Raw genomic sequence first — 17,385 nt, 5'->3', positions numbered from 1 at the left:
GCACAAGACCATTTTATGCCACTTTCTATATTGGCAGATATATGGCAGGTTCCGCACACCATTCCTACAAAGGCTGAATGGCTTCTCTGGCCAATCATAGCATCAGATTCCTGGTGATGCAATCTGAAGGACACGGACTCCGCGCATATCCAGCCAGTAATGATCTTTCACTAATGCAACGCGAATAAGTGCATGATCACAGGAGGGGCAGCGTACAATTGTCCCCATCTTATGCATGTAGACTGCCAATGTTCCAATGATAGTGGTTATTCCGCAGCCAGTACAGGTGGCTTGAGCAAGCGTCATATCAAAAGGGAAGATCGCCTGTAAGATGCCACCCGCAGCATTCCCATCCAATCTATTCTCTATCTCCATTATCCATCTCCTGTTGCTCCGAAGCGTTCAGTCTTCACACGTTCCGGTGGGTACCCTAATTCCACAAGGCTGGTAGCTGCAGCCTCAACGAATGATGTGGGGCCACAGATGAACGTCAAAGGTTGTTGTGTGGTTAACCACGCGACCTCACGCAGCATAGTGCTATCGACCCTGCGATGATATCCCGTCCATCCCTGTGGCTGTTCGCGGGTCAGCGTATAGATGACCTCCAAATTGTGGGTGCTGCTGACCAGTTGTGACAGTTCATCGTGATAGATGATATCCTGCTCCGAGCGAGACGAAAAGAGCAATCGAATCGGAACCACTCCTCCATTAGCGATAGCATGACGGATCATCGCCATGAGAGGAACAATTCCAGAACCTCCAGCGATAAGCAAAAGAGGCCCACCCATCTGAACTTCCCAGACGAAATATCCTCCGATCGGTCCCCGTAGTTCCAGTTGATCACCAATACGGAGCTCATCGACAAGATAGGGCGATACCTCTCCATCATCCAGTCGCTCGATAGTAAGGATTAGTTGGTTCTTCTCCTCGGGAGGAGAAGCAATCGAGTAGCTTCGTTCGACTTGATAGCCATCTTCAGCGGTAAGTCGTACATCCACATGTTGACCGGGTCGATGCCCCATCCAGCCAGGAAGAGCGATAGTAATGCTTTGCGTCCGCTCTGTTTCTTTGCGCGTTGCAATGATTTCTCCACGTTGCCAGATCAGTCGCCCTGGTAGCGTTCTTCTTTCCATGGGTCTCCATGATTGTGGTAGCCAAGCGACTCCCAGAAGCCGGGCTCATCCGTATCGGACAGGCGGAGGCCTCGGACCCATTTGGCGCTCTTCCAAAAGTAAAGATGGGGAACCAGTAGGCGCGCAGGCCCACCATGTTCAGGTGCTAGAGGTTGTCCATCATATGTATACACTACCCATGCCTTTCCACCAAGCACATCTTCCAGTGGAAGGTTCGTTGTATACCCGCCATCAGAAAAAGCGATGACATAGTTGGCCTGGTAATTGACCTGTCCCAGCAATGTATCCAGGGAGACGCCCTCCCAATTCGTATCGAACTTGGACCACTTGGTCACACAGTGAATATCCTTTGTCACCGACTCACGTGGCAGTGTACGAAATTCATCCCAGGTCCAGCGTTTGAGTGGCTCATTCTCTTGAAAGAGAGAAAAGTCCCAGGTTGCTAGAGAAGTCCCTGGTGTTGGTCCGGCTGAAAGAACAGGAAATCCACGTTCAAGGTATTGTCCAGGTGGAATTCGTGCATCCTGGTTGCTCTGGGGACGGCGACCCCGGAACCCACGTGAGAAGAATCCTTCACTCATTTTATCCTCTCCTGATCTTCATCTACCCTGTAAAATAACATCTCATTTTTGTGTATTTGGATCTCTTTTCAATAACTTGAGAGTTCAGCTACGGTCACAGACCTGGGCATACTACTACTATGATACAGTCTTACGATAAAATTGGCTGAAATGCAAGCACAGGAAACGTAAATAGTCGTCTATACAATCAATTAGTACCGATAGCGGAAATAATTATGTTGATGATTTGTATCTATATTATCAGTGCATGCTTATGCTGATATGTGAGTATGGTGATGTTCTGCAAAGCCTTTCATCCCCTGAATCAAAAAAAATTGAGATATAAGATTATTTTTATATGCATTAATACTGGTCATTGTATCAATATATGCTCCTATTGACAGAAGTGGTGCTTATCAGACGAAAATAGGATGAATGATCGGTATTGATCATCATTGGGATCAAAATGCTATTGCGTTCCTTTGTATAGTGTTCTTCATGGTAGATAAGTGATGGGTTAGACTACACAGTCAAAGAGTCGAGCATATTCTTTGTAGGTAGCTGAAGACAAAGGAGATAGAGTGTGAAACTTCCTGCATTTGTTACCGATCTAACGCTTCCACCGCTCGAATATCAGTGTAAATTGCGTCAATGGTCTCAGGAGATGCGCACATCGTCACCGATTATTTGGGATGAAGATAGTGCAAACTGGATTGTTTTTCGCTATGAAGATGTAGTACGTGTTCAGAGCGATTACGCAACTTTTTCTTCAGAGGGCACCGTTCCAGGCGGAAATGGGAGTAGTATTGTTGAGATGGACCCGCCACGGCATAAACAGATGCGTTCATTGATTACATTGGCCTTCTCCGCACGTACTGTAGTAGAGATGACGCCGCAGATAGAAGAGATTGTGGATACCCTTCTAGAATCTCTTTGTGCACGTGATGAAATAGATTGGATGTCTGATTTTGCCAATCCTCTGCCTGTTATTGTGATTGCCCGTATGTTGGGGTTGCCGCATGAGGAATGGCCAACCTATAAGAGATGGACCGATGCGATTATTAATATGACTTCAGAATCCGAAGTGGCAAATCTTGGCTTGAGAGAACACTTTGCCCGAGCCATTGATGAGCGTTATCGGAATCCTGGCGGCACCGATATCTTGAGCCGTTTGATTGCAGCGGAGGTTGATGGAAAGGGTCTGGAGTATGAAGACGTGATGGGCTTCTGTTTCACACTTCTTATTGCTGGAAACATTACTACTACCAATGTTTTAGGCAACGCCATGCTCTGTTTTGATGAGCATCCAGAAGAATTGACCCGTCTCCAGCGCCATCCCGAACTATTGCCTACCGCGGTTGAAGAGATCCTTCGGTATATGGGTCCATTTCGTGCAGGTCCCAATGGTCTGATAGAAGGGAGGATTGCGCAGACCGATCTAAGACTTTATGATCACATTGTGCGTAAAGGAGATCATGTACAGGTCAACCGGCTCTCAGCGAACTTTGATGAGCGGCATTTTCACGAGCCAGAACGATTTGATTGTGGACGTACGCCAAATCGTCATCAATCCTTTGGGCAAGGGATACATTTTTGCATTGGTGCTCCCCTTGCTCGCCTCGAAATAAAACTAGCCCTTGGCAAGCTCTTGAGCAAGTTCCAGCATATTCACATTCTGCACAAAGAACCCCTACGACAGACACCAAGCCTCCTTATCTTTGGGCCTCAGAGGGTTCCTCTATCCTTGCAACCTGCTTAAAACGCAGTCCTTTATCGGGGAGGAGAGAAAAGAAGTTTTTTTCTTCTCCCTCCTTTCGTAGCTGGGAACGTGAGTCCGCTATAAGCTGTATTGCATAAAGGTCGTCGTGTAGCCTGAAAAGGGTCATCCCGGTAAAAGCTCAACAACAAAGTTCGTGTCTATCCTTAATATAGGTTAAGAATATATGTATGAGATCACCCATGAACAGAGAAGTCTCAGCGAACCTTGTAAATGGCTTCCCAGCTTTGCTAGTATTTAACTATACACGATGAGCCCTAAATGAGTACGGTCTATAGAAATGCAAGTTAGTATGAGCTATTTTGGCAAGACTCCCCCTTCATCAAGAAGGTCAATTCGTCAATAATAATCTTATAAGATGTCTCAGTACTAACCAGGCTTGTAATTGAGAGGAAATCTATGGCCATATCTGTTCGAGATCATGTATCTCCTTTGATTCAGCCGTCTTTAATGCATCGTAACGACATTGGTCATGCTAGTTTTTCCATCACCCTCGATGGAAAGGTTATGCAGGCATATGAAGGTCAGACGATCCTGAGCGTTGCGATTGATCATGGTATTCGCGATATCCCTAACCTTTGTAACGATGAAAAACTTGAGCCAACCTCCGCATGTCGCATGTGTCTGGTCCATATCGAAGGCATCGAACGCCCTTTACCTTCTTGTAATACTGCGGCAGAGCCAGGAATGGTGATCACAACGAACTCTGATGATCTCTTCCACATTCGTCGCACGAATCTAGAAATGATGCTTTCCGATCATAACGCCTACTGCCAGCCTCCCTGTCAGGTTGATTGCCCCACACATATTGATATTCCTGGTTACCTGGAACTGATTGCACAAGGAGCGATGACAGAAGCTACGCGATTGGTAAAAGAAGTCTTACCATTTCCGTATATTCTTGGCCTGACCTGCCCTGCTCCCTGCCAACATGCATGTCGGCGTGCACTGGTAGATGAGGAGATTGCAATCTGCCGTATGCATGGGCATGCTGCTGAGAGCAACCTTCTTAATCCTCCCGTCCCCTATGTGCAGGACCCACCAACTGGCAAGAAAGTCGCCATAATTGGGGGAGGGCCATCGGGATTAACCTGTGCCTATTATCTGGCGCTACGCGGACACTATTGCAAAGTCTTTGAAATGCAGCCTCAGGCTGGTGGCATGCTGCGCTATGGTATTCCTGAGTATCGTCTGCCGAAAGACATGATGGATCGTGAATTTGAGCATGTCTGGCACTTGGGAGTTGATCTACAAACAAACGTTAAACTAGGACGCGACTTTGAGATTGACGATCTCCTTGCGCAGGGGTTTGATGCAGTCTATCTAGCAATCGGAGCCTGGACCAGTAACCCGCTGGGAGCTCCTGGAGAAGATGCAGAAGGCGTCATCAATGCTATTGCATTCCTGGGAGATAAGGTTGTTGGTAACTCGGTGCCAGTGACTGAAAAAGATGAAGTAGTTGTCCTGGGCGGTGGATTTACCACCTTTGATTGTACGAGAACCTCGACACGCCTGGGTGCCAGAGTCCATACCGTCTATCGGCGTGGACGGAGTGAAATGACCGCAACCCCTGAAGAAGTGGAGGATGGAGAGGCCGAGGGTGCAGAGGTTATCCTTTATTCGCAGGCCACCAGAGTCATAACCGAAAATAATAAGGTCAAAGGGCTTGAGTTTTTACGTAATAAATTAGGTCAACCTGATGCGAGTGGCCGTCGCCGTCCAGTGCCGATTGAGGGATCAGAATATGTGATTCCCTGTACGACCATTATTCCAGCCTATGGGCAGAAACCAGATACCCGGGTTCTCAGCGAACAATCAGGAGTCAGATGGACGAAATGGGGCACCATTCAGACCAACTCACACAACTTTATGACCGATCGAGAAGGTATCTTTGCGGGTGGTGACTGTCAGATGGGTGCGAAAACCATTATTGAATGTGTTGCCCAGGGAAAACTGAATGCACGCTCAATTCATAGTTATCTCATGGGCGAGGATATGAATGAGGTTGCCCGGCGTTTAGAGCTTGAGGAACGTCGGCCAGATCTCTTTGATATCGTACCTTACAAGCCTGTTGAGCCTAAAGTCAAGATGCCTATGCTACCATACGAGGAGCGTAAGCGGAACTTCCAACTTATTGAGATGGGATACCTTCAGGAGCAGGCGCAACGCGAGGCAGCACGCTGCCTACAATGTGCCTGTCCTGCTGCGGGTCAATGTGATCTGCAGAAATACAGTATTGAACATGGCCTGGCTGATAATCGTTTTCATGCTGGTGAGGCTCGCGACTATCATGATTACGATACAGATCTATCCCACAGTTTTATCTTGCGCGATCCTAATAAATGCATTAACTGTACGCAATGTGTCCGTGTCTGCCATGATGTGATCGGCCCCAACTGTTATGGAATGTTTGGCAAGGGTTTTGACACGATCGTTTCAACACCATTTAACGTGAGCTTACATGAGACAGACTGTGTCTCATGTGGAGCCTGTGTACAGGTCTGCCCAACAGGTTCATTAATGATGGCAGAACGTCATCTGGCCCGTTACGCCTTTGCACTTGATCGTTGTATCTTCTGTGGAGACTGTGTTGAGGTCTGCCCTCATGGTGCGCTTGGTGAGACGCCCAATTTTGAGCTCTCCTTCTTCAATCGCTTTGGTGATGACATTACATTGGAGAAGAACGACCTGGCGAATGCCCCAGATTACCTTGTTCGCCAGCGCCTTCCGCGTGGCAAAAAAGAATTACCCATCATGAGTCCATTGGTTCGTCCATTGCCAGCCCGGAGTATCCGTGAGTGAGATAACGTCAGGCTATCATTAGCTGAACCCGATACGCCCTTCACAGTTGAGAGAGATTAGTTATAACCGTAACTAACCTCTCTTTATTTCCTATAGTAAGCAGTAAGTTTGCTTTTTTCAAACCAGGACGAATTGAAACGTAGCGCTTATCTGGAAGACGGGGGCACCATAGAATGAATGCTACTCTCAGGGTAGAGTAGTGTAAGCGTGGCCATATCTCTAAGTATAGAGTCATCGTGAAAATTCTGCATTAATTGGTCAGCATCCTGTTGATTAATATCTTTATTATTAACAGCGGCAGTAAGAGTAGCCTGAAGCATATTCAATTCTATGTCATGTAATTGGGAATCAGGCAGATTTTGTTTGGCAGCAACCGCATCTATATCTCCTCTTGTAGCCCGCACATTTACTTGAATTTGTGTTGGGGTAAGATCGAGATCCTTCGAGAGCTCACTTTGCATAATAGAAGCGTATGCATCTGGTGCAAAAGGAAACGGATTGGTTATTAATACAACGGGTGGTCCAGTTACAACGGGTGGTCCAGGCGTAGGCATAGCTGAAACATGCATAGAGGTTGGGCTGGCGAAGATACCAGATTGGAATGATGGTACGACCAGTGTACTTAAACGGCCTAATTCCAGACAGAAAATGGCTGTCACTATAAGCGCAGCCCACCAACCTTTATGCGATTTACGTCGTAAACGATGGCTGGTAATCTTTTCGCCCCGTAAAGGAAATGCTGAGTAGAGATAAGACTCCGTTTCTGGCTGAGACTGACGGTGTTGTACTGGTGTATATTCATGGGTAGTATAGACCTGAGCCTGCTCTTTTACGCTCCGCGAGGCAGCAAAATGGCTGCTATATTCAAAGATTGCACCATTATACTCTGGTTGTGCTTCCTTTTCTTTTTCCTTGACGGTCTGTCTGTTTTTTCGCAGAGAGGTATCATATTGTTCTTTTTGCATAGATATTTTCTCCCAATTTTGCTCGTGTATTCTCTTTGTCTGGTCATGTAAGACAGATCTGGCGGTTTGTCGGACCATTTCATCTGCATCATGCAGGGCTATCATAATCAGTTCGTTGGGGATACGTTCCTTCTGTTTCCCAAGTGCCAGGACTGCTACCTCACGTACATGCCAATCTGAGTCATGCAATGCTTCTACCAACCAGTGAAGAGGAGCCCGCCGTTCCATAGTTCCAATCGTATGTACTGCTGTCGCACGTACGGTTGCATCCTCATCATGAAGAACCGACAAAAAAGCATTCATAGGAATAGCCACGTTGCACGTCCCCAGGGCACGTACCGCAGCGGCCCGCTTCTCCCACGAACTGTCTTGTAAGGTAGCAAGGAGACTCTCAACAGAGGAGTTCTGGCTGGCTGTTTGTTGCTCAGATGTAAGCCCAAGATGGTGGAGCACATTGGGCAGGAGCGTAGAAGGTACCTCGATAGCACCTTCGTGATTCTCTCCTGGTACATTTTTGTGCTGCTCATTCTCTTTATTGTGCATATTGGCCTCTTACCTGAGTTGATAATGCTATTTTGCGTAAAAGTTGTATTCCACGGTGCACGTTTGATTTGATGGTACCTAGTGGTTGATGGAGGAGATCAGCAATCTCGCGATAGCTTAAGTCCGCAACATAGTAGCAATTGACAGCCACCCGATATTGTTCTGGAAGCTGAGAGATCAGTGCCTCCAATTCGTGTAAGTTTTCTCGTCCCTCCAGTGCCTTTTCAGGTTGCTGGTATTCAGCATCTTCTATAGTGAGAAGCGCACTCTCTTCGGATAGATCAAGCGGCATACACTGGAGGCGGGCACTATTGCTACTTTGACGATACACGATGTGAAGCGTAATTTTGTAAAGCCATGCCTGTAGCTGCATGACACGGATCCGCTCAGGCGAATAGTTGGCAAGCGCGTGATAGGCGCGGATAAAAGCTTCCTGTACAATATCCTCTGCATCCTGGGGGCTTCCCGTCTGACGCAAGACAAAGATATAAAGCCTGTGTTGCGTATGCAAAACAAGTTGATGAAAATAGCGATCCAGATCATTAGCCAGCAATTCTAGCAGATCCGCTAGCTGTTCGTTTTGCAAAGAACCAGTGCCTGGTAAGTTTTCTGGCTGCATATCTTCCTTTTCGCTCTCTTTATCTTCGTATCTATAACGTAGAATACAAAAAGCTTTGCAGAGGTTGCAGATTGTGCCGATGAGTTTTGGGGATTGTGATAACAGAGAGGCGATTATTGATGTCCAGCCAATGATGGATGATAAAGGTCTCAGGTGTGTATGGTATGGTATTCATAATTGGTTGAGCGTAGCGTGTTCTGTCACCCTGCACCTTCTCCATTGAAAAATGCTTTGACCAGGGCATTGAATTGGGCAGGTTGGTCATACATACTTATATGGCTGGCATTGTGTAAGATGACCAGGCGAGAACTGGCAAGCTTTGTATGCAAGGTATGCCCGATTGATGGGGGAACCAATGTATCGTTTTCTCCCCAGATAAGAAGCGTTGGTACTGAGATCCTGGCTATCTCTTCCTGCGCATCGACGGATAGCAGGTCATATGTTGCTTGTAACAGGGTTAATGGTCCAGCTCTGAGAGCGTCATATATCAAGATAAAAAAGAAATCTCGTTGAAGATAGGCAATGGTAGAGAGAAGCGGAATAGCATACCCCCAGATCTTTCGTATTTCCGATAGTACTGCGGGTGAGACCAGAACCAGACGCGAGACCAATGCAGGATGATGGGCTGCAATCCAGATACAGATATAGCCTCCCATAGAGTGTCCTATAAAATCTGCTTTCTGTATATTGACTGTCTCCATCCATGCAAGCAGCCATTGAGCTGCCTTCATGATAGTAAAGCGTGTGCTTACACGACGCATCGAGCCAAAGCCTGGAAGATCAACCAGATAGACGCGGTGATCCTGAGCCAGGTCTTGAATATTGCGGCTCCACCAGAGTAAAGAGCCCGAGAGGCCATGAACCAGGATGACCGGGTCTCCATCTCCCAATGTTTGATAGCTTATGCGCTGATTCCCTACCTGCACGTTATGAATTGCAGGCCTTCTCATCTGATACATATGGTATTCCTGTAGTTATATATATATTGTCGAACCTGTAGTCATACATGTGTGTCGAATTGGTTTGCCTATAACACGAGCATGACGCGCTACATAAACCGCCTTCTGTTGAGGAAAGTTGTCATTTGCAGAACTATTATACTTATTTGACGAACTATGGACTGAATGAGTCTCAGCCTTCATAGATTGGCATGTTAGACTATCATTATAGTGGTTGTGACAATACGCAGGGACAGCTATGCTTACATGTGTCTGATCTGCCAATAGGAGAGGCTGTCCAGCTTGTAGAGAATGTCGCCACAAGCTGGAGAAGCATTATTTCGAGACGGATAGGGATAAATAATGGGTGAATAACGTTTGTCTCTCCTTGAATGCTTCGTCAGGTTTAGTGGATAGACATACGTGTGAGAGCTCCCTCAAAGGAAAAATCGATGGTATTGTCGCCTGTTACATAGCGCCAGAGTTTAGCGCGTTGGACATGTTCAAGGCGTCCCTCATTGCCCTGCCAGTCTTGATAGCCATGTTCGATGATAGATGCAACTTCTGGACTATTATATCCTTCCGTGTTAAAGAGACCACGCTGTTCCTGGCCTGGACGTAGCCGTAATTTGAAGACATAACGTGTGGTATCAGTAAAGTTTGGTTGAGCGCAGTGCCAGATGGCATGATGCAGAAAGGCGATTGTTCCAGCGCGTGCAACTAGCTGACGCTGCCCAATGATGTTTTTGTAGCGCTCAATACTGCCCGTGTTTACTTTGCGTAGATGTGAGCCTGGAAGAACCAGTGTCGGGCCCATCTCTGCAGGCGTATCATGGGTAAAGTAGAAGGCCTGGATATCAAAGGCAAAGGGGCGTACATCGATAATTGAGTCGGCATGCCATGCTTGAGCATCAAGGTGATGAGGTTTGACAATATGGAGATAGGAATGATCATAGCCGGGATTGACACCAACAAAGCTCTGGATGGCTCCTTTAACTTGTGGGAGATCAAAGGCCTGTTGTAGGCTGCTCGAAGTCTTCCAGAAGTTATAGCCAGCATTCAACCATTTTTTCTGATCGGCAAGAATGGCTTCATTCAATTCTTGAGGGACAAGCTGGTCAAGGACTAGAAAGCCATTGGTTACAAACTGAGCCATCTGTTGAGCGGTCAAAAGATGGTGCAACTCTACACTACTCATTGATCTCTACCTTTCTTTCCAGTACATACTCATAAGGAAGATTATTTGTTTCATGTTCGTGGCCAGGAAGATAGGTGGGGAGAGCGGGTAGCTGGATCACAAACCATCCATCTTGCATTGCTTCCAGAACAGACGAATAGGGAGGTGTGACAGAATCTCCGGATTGCATCTGACGCTCAGAAGCAGACAGGGCACCATCGTAACAAGCCCAGGCAATCGTTTTTGATGCCAGATCCGAGCTCTTTAAATGGAGAATAAGGATCTGCTGACGAAGTTTGCTCATCGCATATATCTCCTGTATAAAATAGTACATGAAGTAAAATGATTATTGCAACATGTTTGCAACAACTGCTCTAAGCGTACCAGACTGCTGAGTGAGATGGTATACTGAAAACCGTTTCACTTGTGTCTGATTCTGACTATTTTTAAGCATGGAGTAGGTTGAGCACTATGTTGGATGTAGCTCATGTACGTCTGTTGACCTGTCAGATAGCAACGCTCGAGCCAACCTGGTGGCGGTTGCAGGATGTACAGGATAGTTTCTGGCGTCTGTATATTCATGATAAAAGTGGGGCTGTGGTGGAGCACGTGAATAAAGAACGCTATCTGCTCGAGCCAGAGCAGCTTTTTTTTATTCCAGCAGGCGTACGGTACAATTCTCATACGAACTGTGATGTGCGCGAAGTTTTTGTGCACTTTGATGTCATTGGTCTGCCGCAGATTGCCCTGAAAGAACTCTTTGGGAACCGTTGCCAAAACACGATACTATGCGAACATTACGCACTTCTGAGCACATTCTTCCTGAGTTGAGAGGTTGAAAGAATGGCAAGCGTTGTTGCGGGATGAGAAGTGCAAAGACGAATGGAATAGGACCAACCAGCATAGTAAACGTGTTTGCCCTTGATAGGGCGGGTAGTGAAACCCTGCGACAGCAACAGTTGTGTCGCACCTTGCCCAATGTATGAGCAAGGCTTAACCTCCTGAGAGGTCATGCGAAACCCTCGATAGGTTCCGGTTTCGCAATAGGTCCGAAGAAAAGCGATGCCTAATGCGGCAATGTTGAGGCTCGCTGCATAGTCGCGTGCCCCGTTCCAGCCACATGCCGGGTTTTCACAGCACAGCCACGCTCCCCAGTCGATGGCCTTGCGCCGATCTGCTGACGCTGGCGAGGCAAATGTTCGAGCGGGCTCGTGACACCGTGGGCACGTGTGCGTTGTGCCGCGAGGTTCCACCGTGCGAGTCCGTATCCCAGCAAGGTAGCACTTGTATTTCAGTACGCGCCACAATTCTCCCCGCACCGTCGTGTTGTTCCGCCAGTTGCGGAATCGCCCACGCACGCCTCTGCCCCGTCCAATCGTTTTGAGGGTGGTCAGGTTCTCGCCACAGATAATGCGGCAATCAAAGAGGAGCGCCAGCAGGATCAGCAGATTTGCCGCCAGGTGGGCCACTTCCTGGTTCCGACGGGCATACATGTCCCAACACTGCCCAATGCGCTTCTCGTATCCCTCTGTACGTGTTTGCCACTCTGCAAAGTGTGGGGGGAGTGGTATGCGCTGCTTCTTAGACGCCTGCTGAGCCTGTTCAATGAGTGTATCGTAGCGTTGTTTACAGGATTTGAGCCTATCGATTTCCCGGCGCAGTCTCGCCTGTTTGCCATCGAGGGCTCCAGTATCAAGAAACACAGGACGGCTCATCTGCCTGGGAGGCTCGCCATCGACATCAGGCTTTTCGAGGATGGAGACGGTGATGAGCGAGCGCACCCCCCAATCAAAACCTAGAATTCGTTTTTCCTGTACCAGATCGGAGACGTATTTTGCGGGAACTTCGAGGATCAGATCGAGCACGACCAGACGTTGCCCGTCATCGCCTCGCACCTCGCGCAAGGTCGGTGCCTGTGTCGTAGCTCCTTGATCGAGATACCCGCAGACCACCTCTGGCAAGGGGATCTCGACGCTCCATGCTCCCCACGCCCACTTGTGCTGCTCATCGGGAGCTTTCAAGCGTAGCCACAGGCTCGCGTTCGTGCGCTCTTCATGGCTGGCAAGATCGCAAAAGAGACGGTGTTCGATGCGGGCACGATACGTTTGCCCTTTGAGCATACCATCATCACCCGCAAAGGTGATCTGTCCGGCGGAGTGAACGGGAACGGGTTGAAGCTCTGAATAGGTTTGGGGGAACGTGCCGGTTCGCAAAAAGACGTTGCACGCCTGCTCCAAAACATTGGTCATCGCCATAAAGGCATCAACATCCTCACCCTCGTCACGGAGTTGGGTGCGTAAAGCACGAACCTGATCACTGATGGCGCGGTGGTCTTTGCGAGCAGGCCGTTTCTCATCAGCGGGACGGATCAAGGCATCGGTGAGCAGAGGCACCACCGTTTCAAAGATCTGCTTGCGAGTGGCCTGGGCCCGGAGAATTCTGCCAGCGCTCTCCCATTCATTGCGTTGCTGGCGGCTGCCATGCCCATTACGAGTAATAAGATGTTTCTCGACCTGCTTCCAGGCGGGTCCTCGCCGATCAGCTGCAAACAGATCAAGTTGAGGCCACAACTCGCATACAATGGCATTGATTGCACCATGGGAAGCATCAAGCAAACGCAACGCCTCAGCCTGTATGGCTTCGGGCAACCGAATGGGGAATGACAAGCTTTGCGCTTTCAACTGCTGATACCTCCTGTAATGATAACAAGTAAAGTATAGCATAATTTACTCTTTTTGCCAACTGCCGATACCCTTTCTGCCTTGTTCCACAGCCACTTTTGTTGGAGCAGATTCGATGTGTTCAAGAGCAGATGCAGTGTAGAGATGCACCGGATTTTGTCCTGCAGATGCGCATTAAAGCGCTCATTTATGAAGGGCTGGCGCTTTATCTACAAGATGTGTCAGCCACACGTATTCAGCACAGCTTACAACTGGCTCTGGCTCAGGAGCCAGTTCAGCCAGCATTACGCTATATTGAAGCTCATCTTGGTGAAGAACTCCTCAACAATGAGTTAGCGCGTCTCTGTCATATGCAAGTAGATTATTTTGCGCGTCGTTTTCGCGAGTGTGTGGGGATGACGCCAGGCCACTATATTCAAGAGCAACGTGTGAAGGTAGCAAGCCAGAAGCTATTATTCACTAATCATAGCATTGAACAGATTGCTGCCGAAGTTGGTTTTGGGAATCGGTTTTATTTCTCGCGTATTTTTGCCCGTCATACAGGCGTGAGTCCAGCAGCCTATCGCAAAAGTTCACGTTATCATTGAGCTGCTCTCTCTACTTTTTCTCTCTTCTCAATCATGAGCGTTTGAAGCTCTGGAAATATGATGTATTGAACTAGACGGTCACGCAGAACAAACAACTAGATAGCATGAATAGCCTTATTTATACCTGCTTGAGAGTTTCTGGATTGGCGACCGCATCCCTATTGCCACTGGCAAAGGCGACCAACTGGTCAAAGGCTGCTCCTAATAGGCGTTCATAACTTTCTTTCTCAACGTACCCTATATGGGGAGTGCAGAGCACATTCTCCATCTGCAACAAAGGATGATCTTTGACTGGCTCATGCTCATAGACATCGACCGCAGCATATCCAGGTCGTCCAGCGCGTAGCGCCTCCTCTAATGCTCCTGGAGCAATCAGACCAGCGCGGCTCGTGTTTACAAGGAGTGCAGACGATTTCATTTTCAGTAGATCCTGGAGTGAAACAATGCCACGAGTCTCATCCTTCAACGTAATGTGGAGGGTCAGAACATCAGATTGGGTAAATAGCGCCTCTTGATCTGTGGCAACCTCAAAACCATCAGAGCGAGCGCGGTCTCGCGACCCTTCACGTCCCCAGACAAGGACCTTCATTCCGAACGCCCTTCCATAGCCTGCCACCATTTTGCCAATCGTCCCATACCCAAAGATTCCCAGTGTACTACCATAGAGCGTTCGTCCGAGCTTGTGTTGCCACTGGCCAGCCTTCATCGATGCTATCTCCTGAGGGATAAAACGCAGAGCAGCCAGAATGAGTCCCCAGGTTAACTCAGCTGTAGATGATGACACAGACGGAGTTGTGGGAGTAGCATAGATAACCGATACTCCATGGCGAGTGCAGGCAGCTAGATCGAGATGGGGAGCCTGTCGTCCGGTTTGTACAATCAATGTTAGTTTTGGCAGCAAGGCCAGTAAGTCCTCTGTAATAGGTGTGCGTTCGCGGATGAGCACAAGAGCTTCAGCCTCTCTCAGTTGTTCAGCCAGCATTTTCGGGTCACTGATATGATTGTGATAGCTCACAACATCATGTTCAGCCAGCTTCGCAAAACAATCCAGCATAGGTATAGCGTCCTGATAATCATCAGGAATAGCGATCTTCATAGAGCCTTCCCTCTTCCCTATCTGATTTTTCTCAAAAAGGCGTTCTACTTCATGCCAATCTGCCGGGCAAGTGCCTGATTGAGGGGGTAAATACGTTCTTTTGGCAGAAACCCCTTTGCTTTTGCTTCTTGCCCTTGTTGTAACAAGCCATAGATTTTTCTCACTAGAGGAGTTGCATCCTGGATCTCAATGGTCCATTCATTAACATATTTTTGAATAATATGGCGGCTGAGGCCAACCTGAATGCTGTTAACGGGAAGGGCTTTTCCACGAAGTGTCCTTTCCGGATCCCATTGGACATACACAAGAGCTTTCTCAAACTGAGCGCTCCATTCGTCAGAATGAGCATATACCTGGGGATTATACGATGTCAAAACAGCTTGCGAGAGTGCCTCCTCCCATCCTTGTCGCGTGATGCGAATGGCGAGAATCATTTCCTGACCAGATTTTAACCCCCAATTACTTCTTTCCATTAACCATAAGAAAGAGGGTTTGATCCACGTCATTCTGTTCAATGAAAAAGGAGGGATAAATCGATTGGTTTGGATAGCAGGAAGAGCAATCGATTTTGGATAGGCCTGATACATGATAATTGAGTTATCATCGTAATTAGCACGAATTTCGTAGATATTCATACCTTTTTTCTTTGGTTGTTCATTGAAGCTACTGATGATCGATAATTGCTAATTATATGGTACGCTGTATCTTTTCGTCAATTTAGTACCAACAAAGAGATGCGATTCAAATTTATATACAGTATTGTCAGAGCAGGCTGGCTTTAAAGAGTTGAAAGAACTGGCTGGGACGAACAAAAACGATCTGATCATTGCTGCGAAAATGTTGCAGAACGCGATAGAGAGAGGTCGGAGTAATCCCTGGCTTATTTAGATCAACCTGAATTGCAAGAAAATGAGGAGCCAGATTCGTATCAGTGGTTGCCACCTGTTGGATAAGTGCCTCTACCTCTGTAGCGCTGGCGAGATATGCCCCCTGAAGCGGGTAGGCGGCCAGTTTATGGTTATAAATGATTGGAGTGGATTGGCTGATAGAGATCGTATTCTGTACCGTAATCCCTTGTAGATCGGTATAGTGAGCATAGGCTTGCCCAACTGAGGTGGGAAAAGTTGCGATATTCTCCCAGATAGTTGCGATTGAAAAGCCTGCTTCTGCCAGATACCATCGGCTCTGAAGCATATAGGTAGTGAGGGCATGGTTGGTCAGGAGATGAGGATACAGATAGCCCATACCAGAGGGGCCAGCAACTAAATCATCATTAATGGTTGCTGTCTCTCGATAATAATTCAAAATGACTGGCGCTAGATCGACGAGGGCTGGACTGAGGGTCCAGCCAAGAGGAATGCGGCCACGCTCTGGATCATTCCATTTCTGAACCAGTCTATGTTGATCGATCTGGATATTGTCTCCATCACTCATAAAAAGAGAGATATAGATCTTTCGTTGTAGCCGTAGCGGCGACGATAGAAAAAAACGCTGCCTGACCAGTGAGGTCGCTCCCAGGACAGTGAGATTGCTGGCGAGATCGGTTGCATAGGTAGCGATACCATAGCTGGAGGCAGACCGAATTCCAGCAGGCTCATTCTTCCACCAACCCAGGTATGAACTTCCTGCGGGCATAGCTGCAAAGAATGAATGCAAAAGTATCCGTTGAAGCAGATCTCCAGGGTCAAGCCAGATGACCATTGCATGCGTTGCGATGGCATAATCACGCAAGTGACCAGCTTCCCAGGGGCTCAGTCCTACTAAGAGATGATGATTAGAGAGGGACCAATAGTGTTTATAAGCATACTGATAGACCATGAAGGCCGAAGAGAAATGGAATAGGCGAAGATCCATGAGAACTGGTAGATGGAATAGACGCATCCGTTGCTGGAGAAGATGAGGAGAAACAATGAGTGCATTGCGCTGACCCGCTAATGTTGTCGCCAGATTGATTGTAGCTGGTTGTTGTGGATCAGTGACAATCAGACCAGAAATCTCATCATGGTAGGTTGTGAAGAGACTGAATGGATCAGCGACATTGCTATACGGAACATGGAGCTGTGTAAGCCAGAAGTCAGAAGAGCCCCCAAACTCATCCTCACGAACATAGATGCGCGTCTGTTGACGATTGAGCAGTCCCTGTAAAGAGACAAACAGTGTTCGCTGATCTGCTGGCAGCTTTGTAAGTGTAATAACTTTAAGCGAGTTCAAGCAACAGAAATGTGGAAAGAGCCGCGAAGTGGGCCAGCTCATCAATGACTGAGACGTAGGAGCATGAGAAGCCTGTGCAATCTGAGGCCAGAGAAGGAAATGCACCATACATAGACTTCTTATCAGCAGAGAAGTAGCTCTCATGAACCTATAAAACGTAAAGATATGTACATAAAACAGATCCTTTCCAGCCAATGTACCAATATCCTTGTATTCTTTATCGACAGAGCCATCAACCTCATTAGCTCAAGCTCTGGTAAGGGCCTGTGTACTCACTGGAAGCATGTTTTTAGACA

General features: G+C 47.7%; 16 protein-coding genes. 4 read left to right on the top strand and 12 right to left on the bottom strand.

Annotated features, from left to right (window positions below):
- Nucleotides 1-102: 102 nt before the first annotated feature.
- From EL628_RS28805 to EL628_RS28795, 3 genes are read right to left on the bottom strand one after another with little or no spacing between them, the layout of a single operon-like run.
- Entirely contained in the window at nt 103-375 is a 273-nt protein-coding gene (locus tag EL628_RS28805) for a DUF6510 family protein (protein ID WP_245994528.1), read from the bottom strand.
- Entirely contained in the window at nt 375-1,133 is a 759-nt protein-coding gene (locus EL628_RS28800; protein WP_126583420.1) for a ferredoxin reductase, read from the bottom strand. Before EL628_RS28800 ends, EL628_RS28805 begins: the two co-directional genes overlap by 1 nt.
- Nucleotides 1,103-1,714: a sulfite oxidase-like oxidoreductase gene (locus EL628_RS28795; protein WP_126583419.1), complete on the bottom strand. Its 612-nt coding sequence runs from the start codon at nt 1,712-1,714 to the stop codon at nt 1,103-1,105. Before EL628_RS28795 ends, EL628_RS28800 begins: the two co-directional genes overlap by 31 nt.
- 562 nt (nt 1,715-2,276) lie before the next feature.
- Between EL628_RS28795 and EL628_RS28790 the strand changes: the two genes are divergently transcribed.
- Together EL628_RS28790 and EL628_RS28785 are read left to right on the top strand one after the other, a co-directional pair.
- On the top strand, nt 2,277-3,452 hold the full coding sequence (locus tag EL628_RS28790; RefSeq protein ID WP_126583418.1) for a cytochrome P450: 1,176 nt from the start codon (nt 2,277-2,279) through the stop codon (nt 3,450-3,452).
- A gap of 417 nt (nt 3,453-3,869) precedes the next feature.
- Nucleotides 3,870-6,272, top strand: coding sequence for an FAD-dependent oxidoreductase (locus EL628_RS28785; RefSeq protein ID WP_126583417.1), 2,403 nt, complete (start codon nt 3,870-3,872; stop codon nt 6,270-6,272).
- Between the two features lie 146 nt (nt 6,273-6,418).
- Here the strand turns inward: EL628_RS28785 and EL628_RS28780 are convergent, their stop codons facing one another.
- The 5 genes from EL628_RS28780 to EL628_RS28760 form a co-directional block, all read right to left on the bottom strand.
- Nucleotides 6,419-7,780, bottom strand: a complete 1,362-nt coding sequence (locus tag EL628_RS28780) for a HEAT repeat domain-containing protein (RefSeq protein ID WP_126583416.1) — start codon at nt 7,778-7,780, stop codon at nt 6,419-6,421.
- Nucleotides 7,770-8,399, bottom strand: a complete 630-nt coding sequence (locus tag EL628_RS28775) for an RNA polymerase sigma factor (RefSeq protein WP_126583415.1) — start codon at nt 8,397-8,399, stop codon at nt 7,770-7,772. The genes EL628_RS28780 and EL628_RS28775 overlap by 11 nt, the downstream gene beginning before the upstream one ends.
- 200 nt (nt 8,400-8,599) lie before the next feature.
- Complete coding sequence (locus tag EL628_RS28770; RefSeq protein ID WP_126583414.1) at nt 8,600-9,358, bottom strand: alpha/beta fold hydrolase; 759 nt, start codon at nt 9,356-9,358, stop codon at nt 8,600-8,602.
- Between the two features lie 385 nt (nt 9,359-9,743).
- A complete protein-coding gene (locus tag EL628_RS28765) occupies nt 9,744-10,535 on the bottom strand; it encodes a phytanoyl-CoA dioxygenase family protein (RefSeq protein WP_126583413.1) in 792 nt (263 codons plus the stop codon).
- Complete coding sequence (locus EL628_RS28760; RefSeq protein WP_126583412.1) at nt 10,528-10,818, bottom strand: hypothetical protein; 291 nt, start codon at nt 10,816-10,818, stop codon at nt 10,528-10,530. The genes EL628_RS28765 and EL628_RS28760 overlap by 8 nt, the downstream gene beginning before the upstream one ends.
- 167 nt (nt 10,819-10,985) lie before the next feature.
- Here EL628_RS28760 and EL628_RS28755 point away from each other — a divergent pair, with 167 nt between their 5' ends.
- On the top strand, nt 10,986-11,345 hold the full coding sequence (locus EL628_RS28755) for a hypothetical protein (protein ID WP_126583411.1): 360 nt from the start codon (nt 10,986-10,988) through the stop codon (nt 11,343-11,345).
- On the opposite strand, the gene EL628_RS28750 is transcribed toward EL628_RS28755, so the two are convergent.
- Nucleotides 11,312-13,195 carry a zinc ribbon domain-containing protein gene (locus EL628_RS28750; RefSeq protein ID WP_245994523.1) on the bottom strand — a complete coding sequence of 628 codons (1,884 nt, stop codon included), beginning with the start codon at nt 13,193-13,195 and terminating at the stop codon, nt 11,312-11,314. The two genes, EL628_RS28755 and EL628_RS28750, sit on opposite strands and share 34 nt — an antisense overlap.
- Before the next feature lie 131 nt (nt 13,196-13,326).
- On the opposite strand from EL628_RS28750, the gene EL628_RS28745 reads away from it, so the two are divergent.
- On the top strand, nt 13,327-13,782 hold the full coding sequence (locus tag EL628_RS28745) for a helix-turn-helix domain-containing protein (RefSeq protein ID WP_126583409.1): 456 nt from the start codon (nt 13,327-13,329) through the stop codon (nt 13,780-13,782).
- A gap of 118 nt (nt 13,783-13,900) precedes the next feature.
- Here the strand turns inward: EL628_RS28745 and EL628_RS28740 are convergent, their stop codons facing one another.
- The 3 genes from EL628_RS28740 to EL628_RS28730 all read right to left on the bottom strand — a co-directional run bounded on the left by EL628_RS28740 (nt 13,901) and on the right by EL628_RS28730 (nt 17,197).
- On the bottom strand, nt 13,901-14,878 hold the full coding sequence (locus tag EL628_RS28740; protein WP_126583408.1) for a D-2-hydroxyacid dehydrogenase family protein: 978 nt from the start codon (nt 14,876-14,878) through the stop codon (nt 13,901-13,903).
- Between the two features lie 44 nt (nt 14,879-14,922).
- Nucleotides 14,923-15,513, bottom strand: a complete 591-nt coding sequence (locus EL628_RS28735; RefSeq protein ID WP_126583407.1) for a DUF4291 domain-containing protein — start codon at nt 15,511-15,513, stop codon at nt 14,923-14,925.
- 127 nt (nt 15,514-15,640) lie between these two features.
- Nucleotides 15,641-17,197, bottom strand: coding sequence for a GxGYxYP domain-containing protein (locus EL628_RS28730; protein WP_161975859.1), 1,557 nt, complete (start codon nt 17,195-17,197; stop codon nt 15,641-15,643).
- Between the last annotated feature and the right edge of the window lie 188 nt (nt 17,198-17,385).

The sequence above is a fragment of the Tengunoibacter tsumagoiensis genome (genome assembly GCF_003967535.1).
Lineage (GTDB): Bacteria > Chloroflexota > Ktedonobacteria > Ktedonobacterales > Ktedonobacteraceae > Tengunoibacter > Tengunoibacter tsumagoiensis.
The sequence above is the reverse complement of the archived record's forward strand: the minus strand, read 5'-3'. Positions and strand labels throughout refer to the sequence as shown.

Bases quoted from the DNA above. Each gene is read 5' to 3' on its own strand.
- EL628_RS28775 (WP_126583415.1), bottom strand. From the start codon at position 8,399: ATGCAGCCAGAAAACTTACCAGGCACTGGTTCTTTGCAAAACGAACAG.
- EL628_RS28740 (WP_126583408.1), bottom strand. From the start codon at position 14,878: ATGAAGATCGCTATTCCTGATGATTATCAGGACGCTATACCTATGCTG.
- EL628_RS28795 (WP_126583419.1), bottom strand. From the start codon at position 1,714: ATGAGTGAAGGATTCTTCTCACGTGGGTTCCGGGGTCGCCGTCCCCAG.
- EL628_RS28780 (WP_126583416.1), bottom strand. From the start codon at position 7,780: ATGCACAATAAAGAGAATGAGCAGCACAAAAATGTACCAGGAGAGAAT.
- EL628_RS28735 (WP_126583407.1), bottom strand. From the start codon at position 15,513: ATGAATATCTACGAAATTCGTGCTAATTACGATGATAACTCAATTATC.
- EL628_RS28760 (WP_126583412.1), bottom strand. From the start codon at position 10,818: ATGAGCAAACTTCGTCAGCAGATCCTTATTCTCCATTTAAAGAGCTCG.
- EL628_RS28755 (WP_126583411.1), top strand. From the start codon at position 10,986: ATGTTGGATGTAGCTCATGTACGTCTGTTGACCTGTCAGATAGCAACG.
- EL628_RS28770 (WP_126583414.1), bottom strand. From the start codon at position 9,358: ATGTATCAGATGAGAAGGCCTGCAATTCATAACGTGCAGGTAGGGAAT.
- EL628_RS28800 (WP_126583420.1), bottom strand. From the start codon at position 1,133: ATGGAAAGAAGAACGCTACCAGGGCGACTGATCTGGCAACGTGGAGAA.
- EL628_RS28805 (WP_245994528.1), bottom strand. From the start codon at position 375: ATGGAGATAGAGAATAGATTGGATGGGAATGCTGCGGGTGGCATCTTA.
- EL628_RS28765 (WP_126583413.1), bottom strand. From the start codon at position 10,535: ATGAGTAGTGTAGAGTTGCACCATCTTTTGACCGCTCAACAGATGGCT.
- EL628_RS28785 (WP_126583417.1), top strand. From the start codon at position 3,870: ATGGCCATATCTGTTCGAGATCATGTATCTCCTTTGATTCAGCCGTCT.
- EL628_RS28745 (WP_126583409.1), top strand. From the start codon at position 13,327: ATGCAGTGTAGAGATGCACCGGATTTTGTCCTGCAGATGCGCATTAAA.
- EL628_RS28730 (WP_161975859.1), bottom strand. From the start codon at position 17,197: ATGGTGCATTTCCTTCTCTGGCCTCAGATTGCACAGGCTTCTCATGCT.